This window comes from Kitasatospora sp. NPDC096128, assembly GCF_040303105.1.
Classification (GTDB): Bacteria; Actinomycetota; Actinomycetes; order Streptomycetales; family Streptomycetaceae; genus Kitasatospora.
Map to the genome: position 1 here is coordinate 96406 of NZ_JBEOSP010000029.1, position 17228 is coordinate 113633.

18 protein-coding genes are annotated in these 17228 nt (G+C 73.8%); 8 read left to right on the forward strand and 10 right to left on the reverse strand.

Going from position 1 to position 17228, the window contains the following annotated elements; translation table 11 throughout:
- Together ABTY61_RS28395 and ABTY61_RS28400 are read left to right on the forward strand one after the other, a co-directional pair.
- A partial coding sequence (locus ABTY61_RS28395) for an MMPL family transporter (protein ID WP_350507941.1) occupies window positions 1-357 on the forward strand: 357 nt, incomplete at its 5' end.
- A gap of 139 nt (window positions 358-496) precedes the next feature.
- Entirely contained in the window at window positions 497-943 is a 447-nt protein-coding gene (locus ABTY61_RS28400) for a MarR family winged helix-turn-helix transcriptional regulator (RefSeq protein WP_350507942.1), read from the forward strand.
- Between the two features lie 72 nt (window positions 944-1015).
- On the opposite strand, the gene ABTY61_RS28405 is transcribed toward ABTY61_RS28400, so the two are convergent.
- Window positions 1016-1570 (reverse strand): YcxB family protein, encoded by a 555-nt coding sequence (locus ABTY61_RS28405; protein WP_350507943.1) that lies wholly within the window; start codon window positions 1568-1570, stop codon window positions 1016-1018.
- Between the two features lie 214 nt (window positions 1571-1784).
- On the opposite strand from ABTY61_RS28405, the gene ABTY61_RS28410 reads away from it, so the two are divergent.
- Both ABTY61_RS28410 and ABTY61_RS28415 read left to right on the forward strand, forming a co-directional pair.
- A complete protein-coding gene (locus ABTY61_RS28410) occupies window positions 1785-2975 on the forward strand; it encodes a serine hydrolase domain-containing protein (RefSeq protein WP_350507944.1) in 1191 nt (396 codons plus the stop codon).
- Between the two features lie 96 nt (window positions 2976-3071).
- Window positions 3072-4136 (forward strand): AraC family transcriptional regulator, encoded by a 1065-nt coding sequence (locus ABTY61_RS28415; RefSeq protein ID WP_350507945.1) that lies wholly within the window; start codon window positions 3072-3074, stop codon window positions 4134-4136.
- A gap of 163 nt (window positions 4137-4299) precedes the next feature.
- Here ABTY61_RS28415 and infA read toward each other — a convergent pair whose 3' ends face one another.
- From infA to ABTY61_RS28430, 3 genes are all read right to left on the reverse strand, one after another.
- Window positions 4300-4524: a translation initiation factor IF-1 gene (gene infA / locus ABTY61_RS28420; protein ID WP_188306513.1), complete on the reverse strand. Its 225-nt coding sequence runs from the start codon at window positions 4522-4524 to the stop codon at window positions 4300-4302.
- Window positions 4525-4594: 70 nt separating this feature from the next.
- On the reverse strand, window positions 4595-5377 hold the full coding sequence (locus ABTY61_RS28425; RefSeq protein ID WP_350507946.1) for a GNAT family N-acetyltransferase: 783 nt from the start codon (window positions 5375-5377) through the stop codon (window positions 4595-4597).
- 415 nt (window positions 5378-5792) lie between these two features.
- Window positions 5793-6893, reverse strand: a complete 1101-nt coding sequence (locus tag ABTY61_RS28430; RefSeq protein ID WP_350507947.1) for a baeRF3 domain-containing protein — start codon at window positions 6891-6893, stop codon at window positions 5793-5795.
- A gap of 201 nt (window positions 6894-7094) precedes the next feature.
- On the opposite strand from ABTY61_RS28430, the gene ABTY61_RS28435 reads away from it, so the two are divergent.
- The gene (locus ABTY61_RS28435; protein ID WP_350507948.1) at window positions 7095-7505 is read left to right on the forward strand and encodes a tautomerase family protein; all 411 of its coding nucleotides are present in this window, start codon (window positions 7095-7097) and stop codon (window positions 7503-7505) included.
- Window positions 7506-7510: 5 nt separating this feature from the next.
- Here ABTY61_RS28435 and ABTY61_RS28440 read toward each other — a convergent pair whose 3' ends face one another.
- From ABTY61_RS28440 to ABTY61_RS28450, 3 genes are all read right to left on the reverse strand, one after another.
- The gene (locus ABTY61_RS28440) at window positions 7511-8731 is read right to left on the reverse strand and encodes an NAD(P)/FAD-dependent oxidoreductase (protein WP_350507949.1); all 1221 of its coding nucleotides are present in this window, start codon (window positions 8729-8731) and stop codon (window positions 7511-7513) included.
- Window positions 8728-8925 carry a ferredoxin gene (locus ABTY61_RS28445; RefSeq protein ID WP_350507950.1) on the reverse strand — a complete coding sequence of 66 codons (198 nt, stop codon included), beginning with the start codon at window positions 8923-8925 and terminating at the stop codon, window positions 8728-8730. The genes ABTY61_RS28440 and ABTY61_RS28445 overlap by 4 nt, the downstream gene beginning before the upstream one ends.
- Window positions 8926-8999: 74 nt before the next feature.
- A complete protein-coding gene (locus ABTY61_RS28450; RefSeq protein WP_350507951.1) occupies window positions 9000-10199 on the reverse strand; it encodes a cytochrome P450 in 1200 nt (399 codons plus the stop codon).
- Window positions 10200-10510: 311 nt separating this feature from the next.
- Between ABTY61_RS28450 and ABTY61_RS28455 the strand changes: the two genes are divergently transcribed.
- Window positions 10511-11113: a MarR family winged helix-turn-helix transcriptional regulator gene (locus ABTY61_RS28455; protein ID WP_350507952.1), complete on the forward strand. Its 603-nt coding sequence runs from the start codon at window positions 10511-10513 to the stop codon at window positions 11111-11113.
- 88 nt (window positions 11114-11201) lie between these two features.
- Here ABTY61_RS28455 and ABTY61_RS28460 read toward each other — a convergent pair whose 3' ends face one another.
- Window positions 11202-11705, reverse strand: a complete 504-nt coding sequence (locus ABTY61_RS28460) for an SMI1/KNR4 family protein (protein WP_350507953.1) — start codon at window positions 11703-11705, stop codon at window positions 11202-11204.
- 34 nt (window positions 11706-11739) lie between these two features.
- The gene (locus ABTY61_RS28465) at window positions 11740-14010 is read right to left on the reverse strand and encodes a DNA/RNA non-specific endonuclease (RefSeq protein ID WP_350507954.1); all 2271 of its coding nucleotides are present in this window, start codon (window positions 14008-14010) and stop codon (window positions 11740-11742) included.
- A 4-nt stretch (window positions 14011-14014) separates the two neighbouring features.
- On the opposite strand from ABTY61_RS28465, the gene ABTY61_RS28470 reads away from it, so the two are divergent.
- Window positions 14015-15043 (forward strand): S8 family serine peptidase, encoded by a 1029-nt coding sequence (locus tag ABTY61_RS28470; protein ID WP_350507955.1) that lies wholly within the window; start codon window positions 14015-14017, stop codon window positions 15041-15043.
- 32 nt (window positions 15044-15075) lie between these two features.
- Window positions 15076-15606: a type 1 periplasmic-binding domain-containing protein gene (locus ABTY61_RS28475; RefSeq protein ID WP_350507956.1), complete on the forward strand. Its 531-nt coding sequence runs from the start codon at window positions 15076-15078 to the stop codon at window positions 15604-15606.
- Between the two features lie 17 nt (window positions 15607-15623).
- On the opposite strand, the gene ABTY61_RS28480 is transcribed toward ABTY61_RS28475, so the two are convergent.
- Complete coding sequence (locus ABTY61_RS28480) at window positions 15624-16952, reverse strand: M14 family zinc carboxypeptidase (protein ID WP_350507957.1); 1329 nt, start codon at window positions 16950-16952, stop codon at window positions 15624-15626.
- Window positions 16953-17228 lie beyond the last annotated feature (276 nt).

Below are 17228 nucleotides of genomic sequence, written 5' to 3' on the forward strand. Positions count from 1 at the left end.
GGCGAGCTGACGGCCAACGCCTCCAACGGCCGGATCCACATCGGCCTCGCCGAGGCCCTCACCGGGCGCAGCCAGGACTCGGTGGCGCACGCGCTGGAGATCACCGCGCGGGTGATCACCTGCGCCGCGCTGATCATGGTGAGCGTGTTCGCCGCGTTCATCGTCAGCGACAACGTGGTGATCAAGATGATGGGCCTGGGCCTGGCGGTCAGCGTGCTGGTGGATGCCACGGTGGTGCGGCTGCTGCTGGTGCCGGCGGTGATGACGCTGCTGGGGCCGGCGGCCTGGTGGACGCCGCGCTTCCTGGACCGGGTGCTGCCGCACATCGACACCGAGGGCGCGGGCGAGCGGCCGTAGGCGGGGGCCCGCAGGCCGTGGGGCGGGGTGGTCAGCGGGCGCTGCCGAGGCCGCGGTCGCGGTCGTGCTCGGCGCCCTTCGGTGAGCACGCATCCGATGGGACGGGAAAAGCGTGTGCAGCGCACGCTAATCTGAAGGGGTGACGAATCCGACGGGACATGAGATCGCCGAGGCCCTGGGACTGCTGCTGCGGCGCAGCACCCGCGCCGGCCTGTACGCCCGGCTCACCGACGGCCTGGGGGAGGCCGTCGACGAGCTCACCTACCCGGTCCTCAGCGGCCTGGCCCGCACCGGAGCGTGCAGCGCCGCCGACCTGGGCCGCGAGATCGGGCTGGACCGCACCACCGTGACCCGCCGCGCCGACCGGCTGGAGGAGGCCGGCCTGTTGCGCCGCGAGGCCGACCCCGGCGACCGGCGCGCGACCCTGCTCGTCCTCACCGACCGCGGGCAGGACGCGGTGCGGGCCACCCGGCAGCGCCTGGCGGCCCGCATCGAGGACTCCCTCGCCTCCTGGCCGGCGGCCGACGCCCGGGCCTTCGCCCGGCTGCTGCGCACCTTCGTGGACGAGGGGCCGTTCCAGGGCTGAGGGCTTCGGGGCTTCAGACGCTTCGGGGCTTCAGACACTCCGGGGCTTCAGGCGCTCCGGGGCCCCGAGGCGTCAGACCCCAGCCCGCGGGGCCGGGTCCGCGGGCGCCGGGTCCGCGGGCGCCGGGCGGCCGACGTGGGCCGCATGCCGGGCCAGGAGGGCGCGCAGCGCGTCGGGGTCCGGGGTGCCGCGCTTGGCCAGGATGAGCAGGCAGGCGCCGCGGCGGGTCAGCGCCAGGAACAGGTGCTCGGTCTCCACGAAGCCGGACAGCGTCGACCACGCCCGCGTCTGGGTGCCGCAGCGGTCGGTGACGCTCACCCCGGCGCCGTCCACCACCACGGTGCGGGGCCCGCCGCGCCGGCTCACCCGTCGGTGCGCCGAGGCCGCCTGCAGCCGCGGCGCGTACACCGCCAGCGCCACCAGGGCGAGCGCCATCACCGCGTCCGAGGCCCCCGCCCCGCCGTCCGCCAGCTTCAGCGCGCCGCCCAGCAGCGAGACCGCCGCCGGGACCCACCAGAGCACCCGCGCCGCCCGGCCCGCCGTGGTGTGCCGGGCCTGGGCGGCGAAGGCCTCCCGGAAGTCCTCGTCCGTCGGCGTGAACGCCAGCTCCATCCGCCCCTGCTCCACTGCCGCTCCCTTGATCCACTTCTCGGTGCGCGGATGCTAGCAAAGGGTTCGCAAAACGGTGCGTCGGGCCCCCTCCCCCGCCGCCGCGTCGACCAGGCGGGTCACGGCGGGCGGCGGGCCGTTTCCCCGGCTGCCCGGGCGGTGATCCCTTGCCCCCGAACCACCCGGCCGCCCGGCCGCCCGGTCACCGAATCGCCCCTCCGGAGGATCCGTCATGTCACCGCGCCCCCGCCGTTCGGCACTGCCCGCCGTCACCGTCCTGCCCGCCGTCACCGTCCTGCTCGCCGCCTCGCTCGCGCTGGCACCCGCCGGCGGCGCCGCGGCCGCCGGCCGGGACGGCCACCAGGACGGCGACCGGGCGCTGCGGGCCAGGCTGCGGGAACTGGTCGAGCGCCCGGACGGCCCGCCCGGCGCCATCGCCGTCCTGCGCGAGGACGACCGGGTGCGGGTGATCCGGGCCGGCACCGCCGAGGTCGGCACCCGCCGCGAGCCGCGCGCCGAGGACCACATGCGCCTGGCCAGCGCCGCGAAGGCGTTCAGCGGCGCCGTCGCCCTGCGGCTGGTGGACTGCGGACTGCTCGGCCTCGACGACACCCTCGCCCGGCGGCTGCCCGCGCTGCCCGCCGACTGGGGCGCGGTGACGCTGCGCCAGCTGCTCGACCACACCAGCGGCCTGCCCGACTACAGCAGGGCGCCGGAGTTCGGCGCCCTGCTGAACGCCGACCCCCACCACGTCTTCGACTCCCGGCACCTGCTGGACTTCGTCGCCGGCCGGCCCCTGGAGTTCGACCCCGGCACCCGCTACCAGTACTCCAACTCCGACAACATCGCCGTCGCCCTGATGGCCGAGGCCGCCACCGGGCAGCGCTACGAGGACCTGCTGGCCTCCCAGGTCTACCGCCCGCTCGGCCTCACCGGCACCAGCCTGCCCTCCGGCTACCGGCTGCCCAGGCCCTACCTGCACGGCTACGACGTCCAACCGCCCGCCCCGCCCCAGGACGTCAGCACCCGGTTCGGCGCCTCCGGCGCCTGGGCCTCGGGCGGCCTGGTCTCCACCCCCGCCGACTTCAGCGCCTTCGCCGCCGGATGGGCGGGCGGCCCGCTGATCGGCGACGCCACCCGCGCCCAGCAGCGGGCCTTCGTCGACGGCGCCTCCGAACCCGCCGGCCCCGGCACCAACCGCGCCGGGCTGGCGATCTTCGAGTACACCACCCGCTGCGGCACGGTGTACGGCCACACCGGCAACACCGCCGGCTACACCCAGCTCGGCGCGGGCACCCCCGACGGGCGGCGCAGCCTGACCGTCTCCGTCACCGCGCAGGTGAACGAGACGGGCAGCCCGGACCTGCTGGCGCACCTGCGGGCGGTCGAGGAGGACTTCGTCTGCGCGCTGCTGGCCCCTTAGGGCAGGCCCTGGCGGGGGCCCGGGCGGGGATCGGCTACGGTCGACGGTCCGGCGGGCGGCCGGGCCGGGAAGCGGAGCGGGAAGGGAGGCGGCGAGGTGGCCGCGAGGGCGGAGAGCGTGTTCCGGGGCGAGGGTGTGCCCGTGCGGGAGCGGTTCGACTGCTGGCGGGAGCTGATCGGGCGCACCCGGGCCAGCGAGATGACCAGCGAGCACGCCGACGACTTCCGGGCGGAGATGCGGCGCCTGGAGCTGGGACCGGTGACCCTCCTGCGGTCCTCGTTCCCGCCGACCCGCTTCCGGCGCACCGCCGCCATGGTGCGGCGCACGGACCCCGGGGTGTACCACCTGACGATGCCGCTCGACGGCGGGCTGTCGCTGACGCGCGGCACCCGGGAGCGCACCCGCACCTTCGGGCGCGGCGACCTCTACCTGGTGGACAGCTCGCACCCGTACGAGGTGCGGGCCCTCGGGGCCCGCGCCGAGGGCCGCCGGGAGCAGCGGACCGAGGCCGTGGGCATCGACTTCCCGGTGTCGTTGCTGCCGTTGCCGCCGCACCGGCTGCGCGACCTGCTGGGCCGGGGGTTCTCGGTGCGGGAGGGCACCTGCGCACTGTTGTCGGACTTCCTGGTGGGGCTGGACCGGCAGGCCGCGGCGCTGGGGCCGGCCGAGGCGGCGCGGCTGGGGACGATCGCGGTCGACCTGGTGGCGGCGTGGGTGGCCGGGGAGCTGGAGGCCGGGGCGGCCGTGCCGGAGGACGCCCGGCAGCGGGCCCTGGCGCAGGCCGTGCGGGCCTTCGTCCGGCGCAACCTCCACGACCCGGACCTGACCCCGGCGGTGATCGCCGCCGCCCACCACGTCTCCGTCAGCCACCTGCACCGGGTCTTCACCCGGCACTCCGAGGACGGGCGGACGCTGGCCGCGTGGATCCGCGGGCAGCGGCTGGAGCGGGCCCGGCGCGACCTGGCCGACCCGGCGCTGCGCACCCTGCCGGTCCAGGCCGTCGCCGCCCGCTGGGGCGTCCCGCGCGCGGACGACTTCAGCCGCGCCTTCCGGGCCGCGTACGGGCTCTCGCCCCGCGAGCACCGGCACCTGGCCCTGACCCTGGCCGAGGCCGGGGCCGGGGACGGGGACGGGAGCGGGGACGGTTCGGGGGGCGTGTAGACGCATTGCCAAGGAAGCGGAGACGCAGGGCCAACACTGCGGCCGCGCGCGCTGGCATCCTCCTCCACGAGGAACACCGCGATGCGCCGGGCCCGTCAGTCCGGCGCGGCAGAACCACCGGTGGCCCGGCACGCCACGGGGGAGCGTGCCGGGCCTCCGGTCACTAGTTGCGGTAGCGGTAGCGGATCCGGCCGCGGGTGAGGTCGTAGGGGCTGAGCTCCACGAGCACCCGGTCGTGCGGGAGGATCTTGATGTGGTTCTTGCGGACCTTGCCGCTGATGTGGGCGAGCACGACGTGCCCGTTCTGGAGTTCCACCTTGAAGTTGGCGTTGCGCAGGCACTCGATGACGGTGCCTTCGACTTCGATGCCGTTCGTCGTCTTGGTCATGGTGTTCACCTCTCTCTTCTTCGCCCGGTGTCGGGGTGGTTCGTTCGTTGCGGGGCGGCCGGTAGGCGTGTCAGCGGTGCACCAGTTCCAGGGTGCTGCCCGCGCGCCGGGCGCCGACGCCCTCCAGGAGCGCGGTGGCGGCCGTGTCGGTCTCCGTCACCTCGGCCCAGGCGGTGGCGGTGCCGCCGCGGTGCAGCGCGTCCAGCGCGTGGGCCAGCAGCGCCCGGGCGATGCCCCGGCGGTGCAGCTCGGCGCGCACGGCGATCAGCCCGATCCGCGGCCGGCGGGGCGGGGTCACCCGGATCAGCCCCACGTACCGGTCGCCCTGGCACGCCACCGCGTACTTGGTGGGGTCGACGACGAGGGTGCCCGCCGGGCGGGGCAGTACCTGGGCCGGTATCGCCGGCCAGCCGGCGCCGGCCTCGACCTCGTCGTGGATGACGCGCTCCAGGGCGCGCAGCGGGCCCTCCTCGGCCAGGCCGGCGGGCAGGATCGTGACGCCCTCCGGGGGCAGGGCCGTGCCGAGGCCGGTGGCCTGCGGGTCGGTGGGCACCAGGTAGGCCCGTTCGCGGCGCGCCGCGGTGAAGCCGGCCCGCCGCCAGGCGGCCAGCGTGTCGTGGTCGCCCTCGTCGGCGACGGTGTGCAGCGGGGCGGGCAGGTCGGCGAGCAGCGCGGTGGCGAGGCGGTCGAAGACCGTGTCCTGCCAGGCGTCGATGCTGACGAACAGCCGCCCGTCGGGCCGCTGGGAGGCGTCGGCACGCCCGACCGCCAGGCCGTCGTCGACGGCCTGCCACTCGGTGTCCGAGACCCGCGTCACGGCAGGGGGGTTCGGGGCGGAATGCGCAGAGTTCATGGTGTTGCCTTTCGGAAGTGCCTTGCCTGAGGCGCTCCCGGGCGACACCAACGTCAATCGCCCACCGTGACGACAAGGGGGAGCACCCACCCGGTAACTGCCTTCATGGGTCTCACCTCCTCGCGTTTTTCTCACGGCTGCGCTGACGGTAGCAGTCGGCGGGCCGCCCGCCCAAACGATTTACGGTCGACCTCCTGCTTCACCGACTTCACCGACTTCACCGACGACCGCCCCACCGGGCGTGCGGGGGCGTGAGGAGACCCGTCGCCCCGTCACGGACCGTGCGCACGGTGCGCACAGCCGGACGGGGACCACGGGAACGCGGGCGACCGGCCGGGCATCCACCACCGTCCGGGACGCACGCAGTGATCGGAGCCGGGTCCAGGACCCCCTCCTGATCGCTTGAGGGGAACGGTCAGTAGCGCAGGTCGGCGGCGATGCCGCGGGCGTCGGTGAGGGTGCCGTCGGGGACGAAGGCGACCCGGGCGCCGGTGTCGAGGGCGCGCTCGATGACCTCGTCGACGATGTCCTCGCGGGCCCCGGCCTCGCCGGCCTCGGCGGGGACGAGGTGCTCGCCGGCGTCGCGGACGGTGGCGCGGTGGTTCTCCTCGACCACCAGGAAGGCGATGCGCCCCTCCCCCACCGCCTGCCAGACCTCGTCGAGGCCGGCGGCGTAGGAGGAGCGGCCGCGGGCCTTGTCGAGCCGGGCGAGGGCGTCGGCGGTCTCCTGCTCGGCGTGGGCGCGCACGGCGGGCCCGACCACCTTGCGCACGGTCTCGACGTCGGCCTGGGCGAGGCCGCCGTGCGGGATCTGGGCGGTGGCCTCCTTGGTGATCGGGCCGGCGGCGTCCAGCAGGGCCAGGGCGGGCGCGTCGCCGACGACGTACAGCGGGCGGGGGTCGGCGGCCAGCACCCTGCCGATCGCGGTGTCGGCCTGGCGCAGGAAGGTCTTGGTCTCCTCGTCGCGGAAGGTGCTGGGGGTGTCGCCGATGCGCTCGCGGCGTTCCGGGTCGGGGTTGTCGATGAGGGCGCGGGTCAGCGGGAAGCCGTGGGCGCGCTCCTCGGTGACCCGCTCCGGGTCGCCGCTCCACAGCACGGCCCGGTCGGCGGCGACGGCGAGCACCCAGTAGGGGCGCTCGGCGGCCTGGGCGGAGACGAGGTTGCGGGTGAGGAAGGTGTCGGACAGGACCACCCGGGCGGGGGCGGTGCGGGCGAAGGTCCAGACCTGGTGCTCGCCGGGCGCGGCGAGGATCGCCAGGCCGTCCTCGGCGTGCACCAGGTCCACCTCGGCGAGGGCCTTGTCGAGCCGGGCGGTGACGTCGATCCGGTCGGCCCGGGAGACCTCGGGGTCGGCCTGGAGCCGCTCCTTCGCCTCGGCCACCAGGTTGCGCAGCCGTACCGGGTCCTGGGCGTTGTCCGGTTCGCGGCGGTGGGTGGGCATCAGGATGGACACCGCCGGGTAGGGCCGGGGGCGGCGCAGTTCGGCGAGGACGGCGGGGCTGAGGGCGGGGTGCATGGGGACCCTTTCCGAAGGCGGTCGGCCTTCTCTGCGTGGGCGCACGGTGCCTGGCGCTGCTGCCAAATGTCCCCAATGTAGCGATTCGCCCCCGGAGTCGCCGGGTCGGCGGGCCGCTGCCCCTTGCGGGTCGGCCGCCGATGGCTGTACCTACTGGTACGTACAGTTGCTGGGGACCGGAGACGAGGGAAGGGAGTCGGCATGCCGTTCGTCCGCATCGACGCACTGGGGGCCGGACCGGAGCGGCTCGACGCCCTGGGGCGCGCCGTGCACGAGGCGCTGGTGGAGACGATCGGGATCCCGCCCGACGACCGCTTCCAGGTGCTCACCGACCACGACGGCGTCAACGGCACGCTGCGGTACGGCGGTTACCTCGGGGTGCGGCGGGACGAGGGCATCGTCTACGTGGCGATCACGCTGCGCGCCGGGCGCGCCGACGAGCGCAAGCGGGCGCTGTACCGCAGGATCGCCGAGCTCGCCCACGCCTACGCGGGCACCGAGCCGCGCAACGTGTTCGTCGTCCTGACCGAGAACGCGCCGGTGGACTGGTCGCTGGGCGAGGGCGTGGCCCGGTACGCCCTCCCGGACGGGGAGGGCGTACCGGGCCGCTGACCCGCTCAGCCGACCGCAGCGGCCTCCCGCTCGGCGGCGGGCGGCCAGGGGCCGTGGGCCGCGACCTGGGCGCGCAGCGCGCGCAGGGCCCGGGCGGCGGCGATGCCCACCGCGCCGGTGACCCGGCCCTCCCGCAGGCAGGCGGCGGCGAAGCGGTGCTCGGCGAGGCTGCCGTCGACCACTTCGAAGCGGTCGGCGCCGCCGGGGCTGCCGAAGGCCTGCACCCGCAGGCCGTACTGGTCGGTCCACAGGTACGGGACCGGTGCGTAGGCCTGGCGGGCGCCGTCCGGGCCGGCCAGCAGGTTGCGGGCGGCGAGCAGGGCCTGGTCGGTGGCGTTGGTGCGCTGCTCCATGCGCCGGCGCCGGCCGGTGCGCGGGTCGGGCCAGGAGGCGGCGTCGCCGGCCGCCCAGACGCCGGGCCCGGCGGCGCAGTGGGCGTCGCAGGCCACGCCGTCCGCCAGGGGCACCCCGCTGCCGGCCAGCCACTCGGTGGCCGGCACCGACCCGATGGCCATCAGCACGGCGTCGGCGGCCAGTTCGCCGCCGTCGGCGAGCCGCACGCCGGCGGCCCGGCCGTGCCGCCGGAGCACGGCGGCGGCCGCGCCCCGGTGGATCCGCACCCCGTGCTCGCGGTGCAGGCCGGTCAGCAGCGCGGCCGTCTCGGCGCCCAGGACGGCGGCCAGCGGCGCGGCGGCCGCCACCAGCCAGGTCACCTCGGCGCCGAGCCCGACCGCGGTGGCCGCCGCCTCGGCGCCGAGCAGTCCGCCGCCGACCACCAACAGCCTTACGCCCGGCCGCAGTTCCTCGCGCAGGGCGAGGGCGTCGGCCAGGGTGCGCAGCACGTGGGCGCCGGGCAGGGGTGCCTCGGCGCCGGGCAGCCGGCGCGGGCGGACGCCGGTGGCCACCACGAGGGCGTCGCAGCGCACCCGGCGGCCGTCGGCCAGGTGCACCGTGCGGGCGCCGCGGTCCAGGCGTTCGGCCGCCACGCCCAGGCGCAGGTCGAGCCGCAGCCCCTCCAGCGCGGCGGGCTCGCGCAGGGCCAGCTTCTGCGGCGCCAGCCGGCCGTCGAGCAGCTGCTTGGACAGCGGCGGCCGGTCGTACGGGGGCTCGGGCTCGGCCCCGACGAGGGTGAGGCGGCCGTCGTAGCCGGCCCGGCGCAGCGCCTCGGCGGCGTGCAGTCCGGCGGCGCCGGCTCCGACGACGGCCACCTCGCGCGGTGCGGTCACGCGTGTTCCAGGGTGATCGCCGCGGCCGGGCAGACGGCGGCGGCGTCCTGGACGGCCTGGTGGAGGTCGGCCGGGGGGCGGGCGTCGAGCAGGACGACGATGCCGTCCTCGTCGCGCTGGTCGAAGACCTCGGGGGCGGCGAGCACGCAGTGGCCGGCGCCGCAGCACTTGTCCTGGTCGATCCGGACGAGCATGGGGTTCCCTTCGGGGGTGGGACGGGGGTGGGGGCGGGGGGTGAGGGCGGGGGTGGGGCGGAGGTAAGGGCGGGCTACCAGGCGACGGGCAGTTCGTGGACGCCGTAGATGAGCATCTCGCCGCGGAAGCGGACGTCCTCGAAGGGTGCGGCCAGGCGCAGCCCGGGCAGGCGGCGCAGGACGGTGTCGAGGGCGATCTGCAGTTCCAGCCGGGCCAGGGGCTGGCCCAGGCACTGGTGGACGCCGAAGCCGAAGGCCAGGTGGCGGCGGGCGTCGCGGGTCAGGTCGAGTGCGTCGGCGTCGGGGAACTCCCCCGGGTCCCGGTTGGCGGCGCTGATCATGCAGACGACGCCCTCCCCGGCCCGGATCCGCACCCCGCCGAGGTCGACGTCCTCGGTGGCGACCCTGGTCAGGCCGGAGTGCACGATGGTCAGGTAGCGCAGCAGCTCCTCGACGGCGCCGGGGACGGCCTCGGGGTGGCGGCGCAGGTGGTCGAGCTGGGCGGGGTTGCGCAGCAGGGCGAGGACGGAGAGCGCGGTCATGTTGGCGGTGGTCTCGTGCCCGGCGACCAGCAGCAGCCGGCCCATCGCGCCGATCTCCTTGGTGTTCAGCTCGCCGCGCTCCACCAGGCGGCTGAGGATGCCGTCGTCGGGGTGGGTGCGCTTGGCCTCGGTGAGTTCCTCCAGGTAGTCGGTCAGGCGGGCCTGGGCGGTGATGACGTCCTCGACCGCGGAGTCGCGGCGCAGCAGGACGCGGCTGCACTCCTGGAAGAACTCGTGGTCCTGGTAGGGGACTCCGAGCAGCAGGCAGATGACCAGGGAGGGCAGCGGCAGGGCGAACCCGCCGACCAGGTCGGCCTCGGTGCGGCCCTCGGTCATCCTGTCCAGCAGCTCGTCGGCGATGCGCTGGACCTCGGGGCGCAGCGCCTCGACCTTCTTGATCATGAATTCGCCGGTGAGCATCCGGCGCAGGCGGGCGTGCTCGGGGTCGTCCATCCGGATGAAGGTGGGCTGGCCGTTGTTCAGCTGGCGGGCGCCGGCGCTGACGAAGGGGAAGCCGGGGCGGGTGGAGTCGGAGCTGAAGCGGGGGTCGGAGAGCGCCGCCTTGATGTCCTGGTGGCGGGTGAGCAGCCAGCTGGGGGAACCGTCCCAGAGGGAGATGCGGCTGATCGGCTCCTCCTGCTGGGCCTGCCGGTAGACCGGCGGCGGGGCGAACGGGCAGGTGCCGCGGGCGGCGGGGTGGGTGAAGCGGGGGGTCTGTGCGGCGGTGGCCATGGGGGGCTCCCCTCTCGGAGCTGGCTGTGCCGGATGGCCGGATGGTCGGTCCGGCCCGGTCGCGGTGCCGTACGGGTGCGCGGGTCCGGTGCGCGGGCGTACGGCGTGCGGGGGCGTGCGGATGTACGGCTGGCGTGCGGCGGGCGTGCGGGCCCTGAGCATTTACGTGCCAAAAGCAACTAACTCGCTGTCACGCTAACTCGCGGTCAGTGTCGGCGAAAGAGCCCACCCGGTGGGCGCCGATTCTGTCCGAAATCCGGTGACCGGTCTGCGCCGCAGCCGGGAGGCGCACCGGCCGCTAAAGTTCCCCCATGTCGGACGCCGCAGACGATCGGACCGCCACCGCGGACACCGCCACCACAGACCTGGAGGCCGTACTGGCCTCGCTGGCCTACCTGCTGACCCGCTCCCAGGAGCACGAGCGCCGCACCGCCAAGGCCGGCATCACCGCCGCCCGCTCGGACGTCTACCTGCTGCGCGCCCTCTGCGAGGCGGACGGGCCCAGCCGGGTGGGCGACCTGGCCGAGCGGCTGATGGTCAAGCCCTCCCACGTCACCCGGCAGATCGACCGCCTGGAGGGCCAGCACCTGGTGGCGCGCACCCCCGACGCCCTGGACCGGCGGGCCCGCCGGGTCGCCCTCACCGCCGACGGGCTGGCCCTGCTCGACCGACTGAAACAGGCCAACATCACCGGCCTGACCGACGCCCTGGCCGGCGTCCCGGCACCGGACGTCGCCGCGACGGTCGGCGTGCTGTGCCACCTGATCGAGCGTTACGTCCAGCGGGTACGGGGCTCGCTGCTGTCGGAGGACGGCGGCGGCTGCCCTCCCCCAGAGCCGGCCCGCAAGGGCACGCCGACGCCGGGGGCACGGCCGATGCCGGCCGGGCGCGGGCCCGTGCCTGAGGGCGGATGATCCGGCCGTTCATCCGCCCCGTACGGACACCCCGCTCGTCGCAGCGGTCGACGGGGCCGTGCCCAGTGCTCCGGTACGCGTGCAGCACCTACCCTGCCGCCGGCTCGAAGAACGGAGGATCGACCAGATCTCCGATCGAGAATTCCTCGAGCTGGACGTCCGCAATGACCCTGTAGAGGAACTCCGACATCGAGAAGTCAAACTCGGACCATCCGCCGTACTCCGGCTGAGCGAGCACGCGCCACCGATCCGGGTCTTCGCTGCTGGCATCCCAGAAGAAGGAAGAACCACGAACGGAGATACCCCATTGGATCAGCCCTCCCTGCCCTGGCATGAAGATCCGGTATGGGGCGTACGGGTCGAAATCGGAAGGCCTCGGGATGGACCGCAGTTCCGAGTTGTACCCCACCAGCGAATCCCCGCCGTCCGGATGAAGGACGTCGAGATAGCCACTGAACTGCCCCGGCCCGAACGTCTCGCAGAGCAACTTGTAGTCGCCGGGAAGCGCTACGCCGAAATCGTCTTCCACAGCGGCCCAGTCAATCACCAGCCCGAGGGGCCGCCATCCGACGGCCTGAACGATCCGATCCACCCACAACATCCGAAAAACCTCCTATTGCCAGCGCCTACGGAGTGCCCTTGGGGCGATTTTTGAGAACAACGGTATCGGAGTCGCCGAAGCTGCCCGCCCAGCGAAGCGTGACGCTCACGGGTATCTTACTTTCCCCTTCGTACTCCGGGACGACGGAGTAGAAGTACGTCTCTCCGCCCTGAATTCGAGCCGCTAGCCTGTCCTCGTAGCCCTTCATGGTCGGGGTGTTCACCGCGGCGTACAGCGGAACGAGGTTTCGCAGGTCGTTACCGTCTCCGCCGAGCTGACGCGCCAACAGGTGGCCTCGGTGCAGGATCTTTCCCCCGTAGTAACCCTGCGGAATGTGATCCCAGTTGATCGGGAACTCGGTCGCGGTTCCGACGATATTGGTGTCCTCCGTGTCGTAGGCCCAGTTCCCCTTGTCGTTTACGTAGTTGTAGTCACCCTTCGCCAGGCAGGCCATGGCGCCCTGAGCGCGCCCCATGTTGTCCAGGGGCATGTAGTAAGTGGCACTGTTCCCGGCCGCGCAGTCCTTCTCGTTCACCGGCGGGGCATCGGACGGGGCGAGTTCGCTGACACTTCCAGGTTTTATGAGCAATCCCTGCGAATAGTCATGATCATGGCCTGGGTCATCGCCGGACGGGACGAACGGGCTGTCCGGCGCAGCGCCGGGCGACACCGGAGTCCCGGTCTGCGTCTTGCCGTCCTCGGGACCGTTGAGCGGGCGCCCTTGGGGAGTCTGGGTGGAACAGACGGTGCAGGCGACGGGGTCGAGGTTGTGGGGGTCCACCGCTGGCGACTGATCGCTCCTCGGCGGCGGGGGCGGGAACTTGCGGTGATGACGGGGCGCCGGGCCCGACCCATCGGTGTCGCAGCTGCTGTAGCCGGCTGCATGCTCGTAATCTTCTTGGGCGCCCATCCCATATCCACCCATGTTGATCGATTTCATCTGATAGCCAAAGAGCATCGATGATTCGGTCTCACCAGAGTACGGAGCAGAATACGCCCAACCATTGGATTCCGTCACCATAAGGTGGCCATATTGCGAGGCTGGCATGGGAACATCTGACCACTTCTCCCATGCATTAATTACCTGGAAGTAGTGATTATTGGCCGATGATTCCGCATAGCTCATGTAGTTGTAAGAGGCCTTCCGCGAGGCGGCTTCCGCGATTTCCATATCCGCCATGTGCTGGGCCTTGCGTTCCCAGGCACTCGCGCTCATTCCGGAGTACGCGGGGGCCGAAGCTGCCGCCGAGTCACCGGACCCATCTCCCTCCGGACCGGCGTCCGGGCTGACGTTGTCCGGCTCGCACGGGTTGTGGCCGCTGGGGTCGGCGTTGCTGAGCGGGTCGCCGGCGCCGTAGGCGTAGCGGTTGGCGCCCGCGGCGGTGACGGGGGCGAGGTTGGCGGTGTCGCGGCTGGTGAAGTCGGCGGTGGCGGGGTCGTACCAGCGGCTGGCGGTGCTGACCTGACCGCTGGTCGGGTCGGTCCAGCCGCCCTGGTAGCCGAGGTCGTGGGTGGTGCCGGCGGTCGCGGTGGGCTTGCCCCAGGGGTCGTAGGCGCTGGAGCCGGCAGTGGCGGTGCCGGTTGCGGTGAAGGTGCCGACGAGGTTGCCGTGGCGGTCGCTGTAGGCGAAGGCGGATCCGGTGGGGTTTCCGATGGAGGTGAGGCCGCCGGAGGGCGTGCGGGTGTAGTTCTCCGTGCCGTCGGAGGTGAGGTTGTTGCTCGTCGCGTCGTAGGTGAAGGTGTGTCCGGCGCTGGTGGTGAGACGCCCCAGGGCGTCGTAGGCGTAGGACTGCCCGCCCTGGCCGGTCAGTTCGTCGAAGGCGTCGTAGGTGGCGCTGGTCGTGGTGGTGCCGGTGGTGGCGGCAGTGCGGGTGCCCCGGGCCGTGTAGGTGTAGCTGGTGGTACCGGCGCTGCTGAGCTGGTTGCGCTGGTTGTAGGTGGCCGTGGTGGTGCCGTTGGAGGTGAGGTTGCCGTTGCCGTCGTAGGCGTAGGCGGTGGTGGCGGCGCCGTTGTTCCAGGTGCTGAGTCGTCCGGCGGCGTCGTAGCCGTAGGTGTGGGTGGTGGCGCCGGCGAGGCCGTTGGTGGTCTGGGTCTTGAGGCGGCCTGACGGGTAGTAGGTGTAGGCGAGCGAGGAGACGGCCGTGCCGGTGCCGGTCTTGACGCTGTCGCCGGTGACGTTGCCCTGGTCGTCGTAGGTGTAGGAGCGAGTGTTGCCCGTGCCGTACTGGATGGTGGCGACCCGGCCGGTGGGTGTGTAGCCGTAGGCGAGGGTGCTGCCGGTCTGGGGGTCGGCCAAGGTCTTGAGCTGGCATCCCGACCTGGCCGGACAGGTCCTCCCCGGCAGCAGCCTGATCGGCGACGGTGACGACGGCCGGACGGACACCTCGGGCGAATCCCACGGAACCGCCATCGCCGGCATCATCGCCGGCACCGGTGGCCCGACCCCCGGCGAGGGCATGACGGGCCTGGCACCGGACGCGAAGATCCTTCCGATCCGCGTCGGCACCGGGAACCAGGTCTCCGCTCCGATGGTCGCGCGTGGCATCGTCTGGGCGGCGGACCACGGTGCGCGGGTCATCAACGTCTCCCTCGGCGCACCCGATCCGGATCCCCTCCTCAAACAGGCCGTCACCTACGCGATGGGCAAGGACGCCGTCGTCGTCGCCTCTGCGGGCAACGAGGGCGACCGGGGGAATCCGCCGATGTATCCGGCGGCTTTCCCCGGTGTCGTGTCGGTTTCCGGAGTCGACGAGAGCGGCGGTTTCTGGACGGCCAGCGAATCCGGGCGAGGTATCGTCGTCGCGGCGCCCGCCGCCGAGATCTACTCGACCAACAACCAGGGCCGATACGTGAAGGCCGACGGCACGAGCTACGCCGCGGCCTATGTCTCGGCCACTGTCGCACTCATCCGCTCGGCACATCCGGATTTGACGGCAGGACAGGTGATTCACCGCCTCATCAGCACGACGGTCGAACGAAACAATCACCCCGACCCGAAACTCGGTTTCGGCAGAATCGACCCGGTCGCGGCACTTTCTTCCATTGACGACGGAGAACGCGACAACCCCCTTCTCCACGAACCGCACGTATCCGTTGACACCGGATCCGGCTGGGATTCCGGCACGTTCGGCGTCATCGCGACATCCGCCGGAATCGCCCTGGCCTGCGGCGCCGCGGCCACCCTCCTGTGGCTCAGGTCCCGCAGTCGCGGGAGCGCCCGGAAGACCCCGCAGAACCGGCCCACGGTGACGGCGACCGCCAAATCCCCCCGGCCGTCCCCCCGTTCACGCACCGCGTCACGCACATCCCGTTCCAAGCGGAACGGCTGACCGGTTCCCCGCCCTCAGGAGGGCCCCGTCCCATGTCACCGCGCCTCCGTCCCGGCCGCCCGATCCTGGTCGTTTCCGCCTTGGGAGCCACCGCCGCTGCCGTACTCGGCTATGTGCTGTTCACAGGTCACGGCACTCCCCGTACGACCTCCGCCAAGGCGAACGACGTGTCGGGACGGGCGACCGCCTGTCTGGCGGCGGACAGTGCGAGCGCTACAGGCGGCGACACCGTCGCCGGAATCTGGTCCGCCATGCAGTCGGCCGGAACACAGCACAGCACCAACGTCCAGCGGATGATCGAACCGGCGACCACTACGGAACAGGCCGCTCCGCACCTGGCGGGGCTGCTCGTCCAGCACTGCGATCTGATCGTCACCGTCGGCGCGCCCTTCGGCCAGGCTGCTCCCGGCATCGCCTCGGCCGCGTCGTCCGTCCCGATCATCGCCGTCGACTCGACGCTGTCCTCCGCGCCCGCCAACGTCACCCTCCTCACGGGCTCCGGCGCCGCAGCACGGATCACCGAGCGGGTCATCGGCCTGCAACGGCACATCGCAGGGTCGTAGGGCAGCGGGTCGGGCGGTCAGGGGAGGCGGGGGGCCGCCGCGGCGGCTTCGGCGGTGTTGGCGTGGTGGGCGGCCTGGCGGGTGACGGGCAGCCAGGTGGGGCGGAAGCGGTGGCGGTAGTGGGCGCACCAGGTGTGGAGGAGGGCGGCGGGGCGGGGGTCGGGGGTGGCGCGGCGCAGGAGGGCGGCGGCGCGGACCGGGATGCGGTGGGCCCACAGGTCGATGCCGGCCAGGTGGGCGCGGGTGAGCAGGGGCGGCGGCAGGAGGGGCCGGTCGGCGGTGTACGGGTCCCAGGCGTCGGCGAGTCGGCGCAGTGCGGTGAGCTGGGTGCGGGCGGCGCGCAGCAGGGGGCTGTCGTGCGGCGGGAGACCGGCCGGCAGGCCGGGGAGCTGCCGGCCGCGCTCGCGCAGGTGGTCGGCGGCGGCGCGCAGGTGGCGCTCGGCGTCGGCGGCGGGGACGGGGGCGGGGTCGCCGAGCCGGTCGCTGGTCCAGGCGGGCACTTCGACGACGACGGTGCGCCCGCCGTGGCGCCGGGGGGCGAACCAGGTGGCGGCCCGGGCGCCGTCCGGGGCGGCGGCGCCGGGGGCGAGCATGCCGGTGGTGTTCTCCTGGGTGTCGATGTGGTGGGGCTCCATCAGGAAGACGCCGGGGCCGACGGCGGGCAGCCGGTGGGTGTCGAAGGAGCCGGTCTCGACCGGGATGCCGAGGGCGGCGGCGGAGCGGGCGAAGGGTGCGGCGAGGGCGGTCGGGTCGGCGGTGGCCTGGAGGAAGGTGCCGCCGACGTCGGCGGTGTGCAGGGAGAGCTGGAGGGCGGGCCGCAGTTCGTCGATCAGGTCGAGCAGGATCCGGCTCTCCGGGAGGCGGCCGCCGATCGCCGGGGCCCATTCGGGCTGCTCGTCGGCGGCGGGGCGGTAGTAGCCGGCGAAGTACGCGGGCAGGGTGCGGGAGAGCAGGCCGCCCCGGGCCAGGTGCGCGCCGTCGGGGTCGAGGCAGAGCAGGAGGTGCCAGGTCGTCGCCGGGTGCCGGGCGGGGCGGGCCAGGGCGCGGTGGGCCAGTTCGACGAGGCCGGCGCGGCCGGAGAACTCGTCGGCGTGGGCGCCTGAGACGACCAGGACGTGGTCGGTGCCGGGGCTTGCGTCGGGGCGGTCGCCGGGGCCGTCGTCGGGGCTGATCGAGAGGAGCTGGAGGGGGCGGCCGGCGCGGGAGGTGCCGAGGGTGCGCACCCGGCAGCGCCGGGGGTGGCGGGCGGCCAGGCGGTGGGCGGTGTCGGTGAGTTCGTCGAGCGTGGGGTAGCGGTCTTGAAGCAGGATCGCCCTGCCCGCGGCGGTCGAGGTGTCGGTCAGCATCGGTCCCCTCCCCTGGTGTCCGGAGGTGGTATTGGATCCGGTCGGGCGCGGGTCCGTCCAGGGCGCCCTGCCGGAGTCCGGATCTCCCGGGTGGCAGACGACAGAGCCCCCCGCCGGTGGTGGACGGTAGAAGTCCCCGGGCGGTCGGCACGGCGGGTTGCCTCCCCGGGGCGGTGCTCGACGGCGCCGGGGGGGGGGGCTCCGGGGGGGCCCGCCCCCCCCCCGCGGCGACGCGGGGGTCGGGCCGGCTGCCGGAGGCCGGGGGGTGGGGTAGAG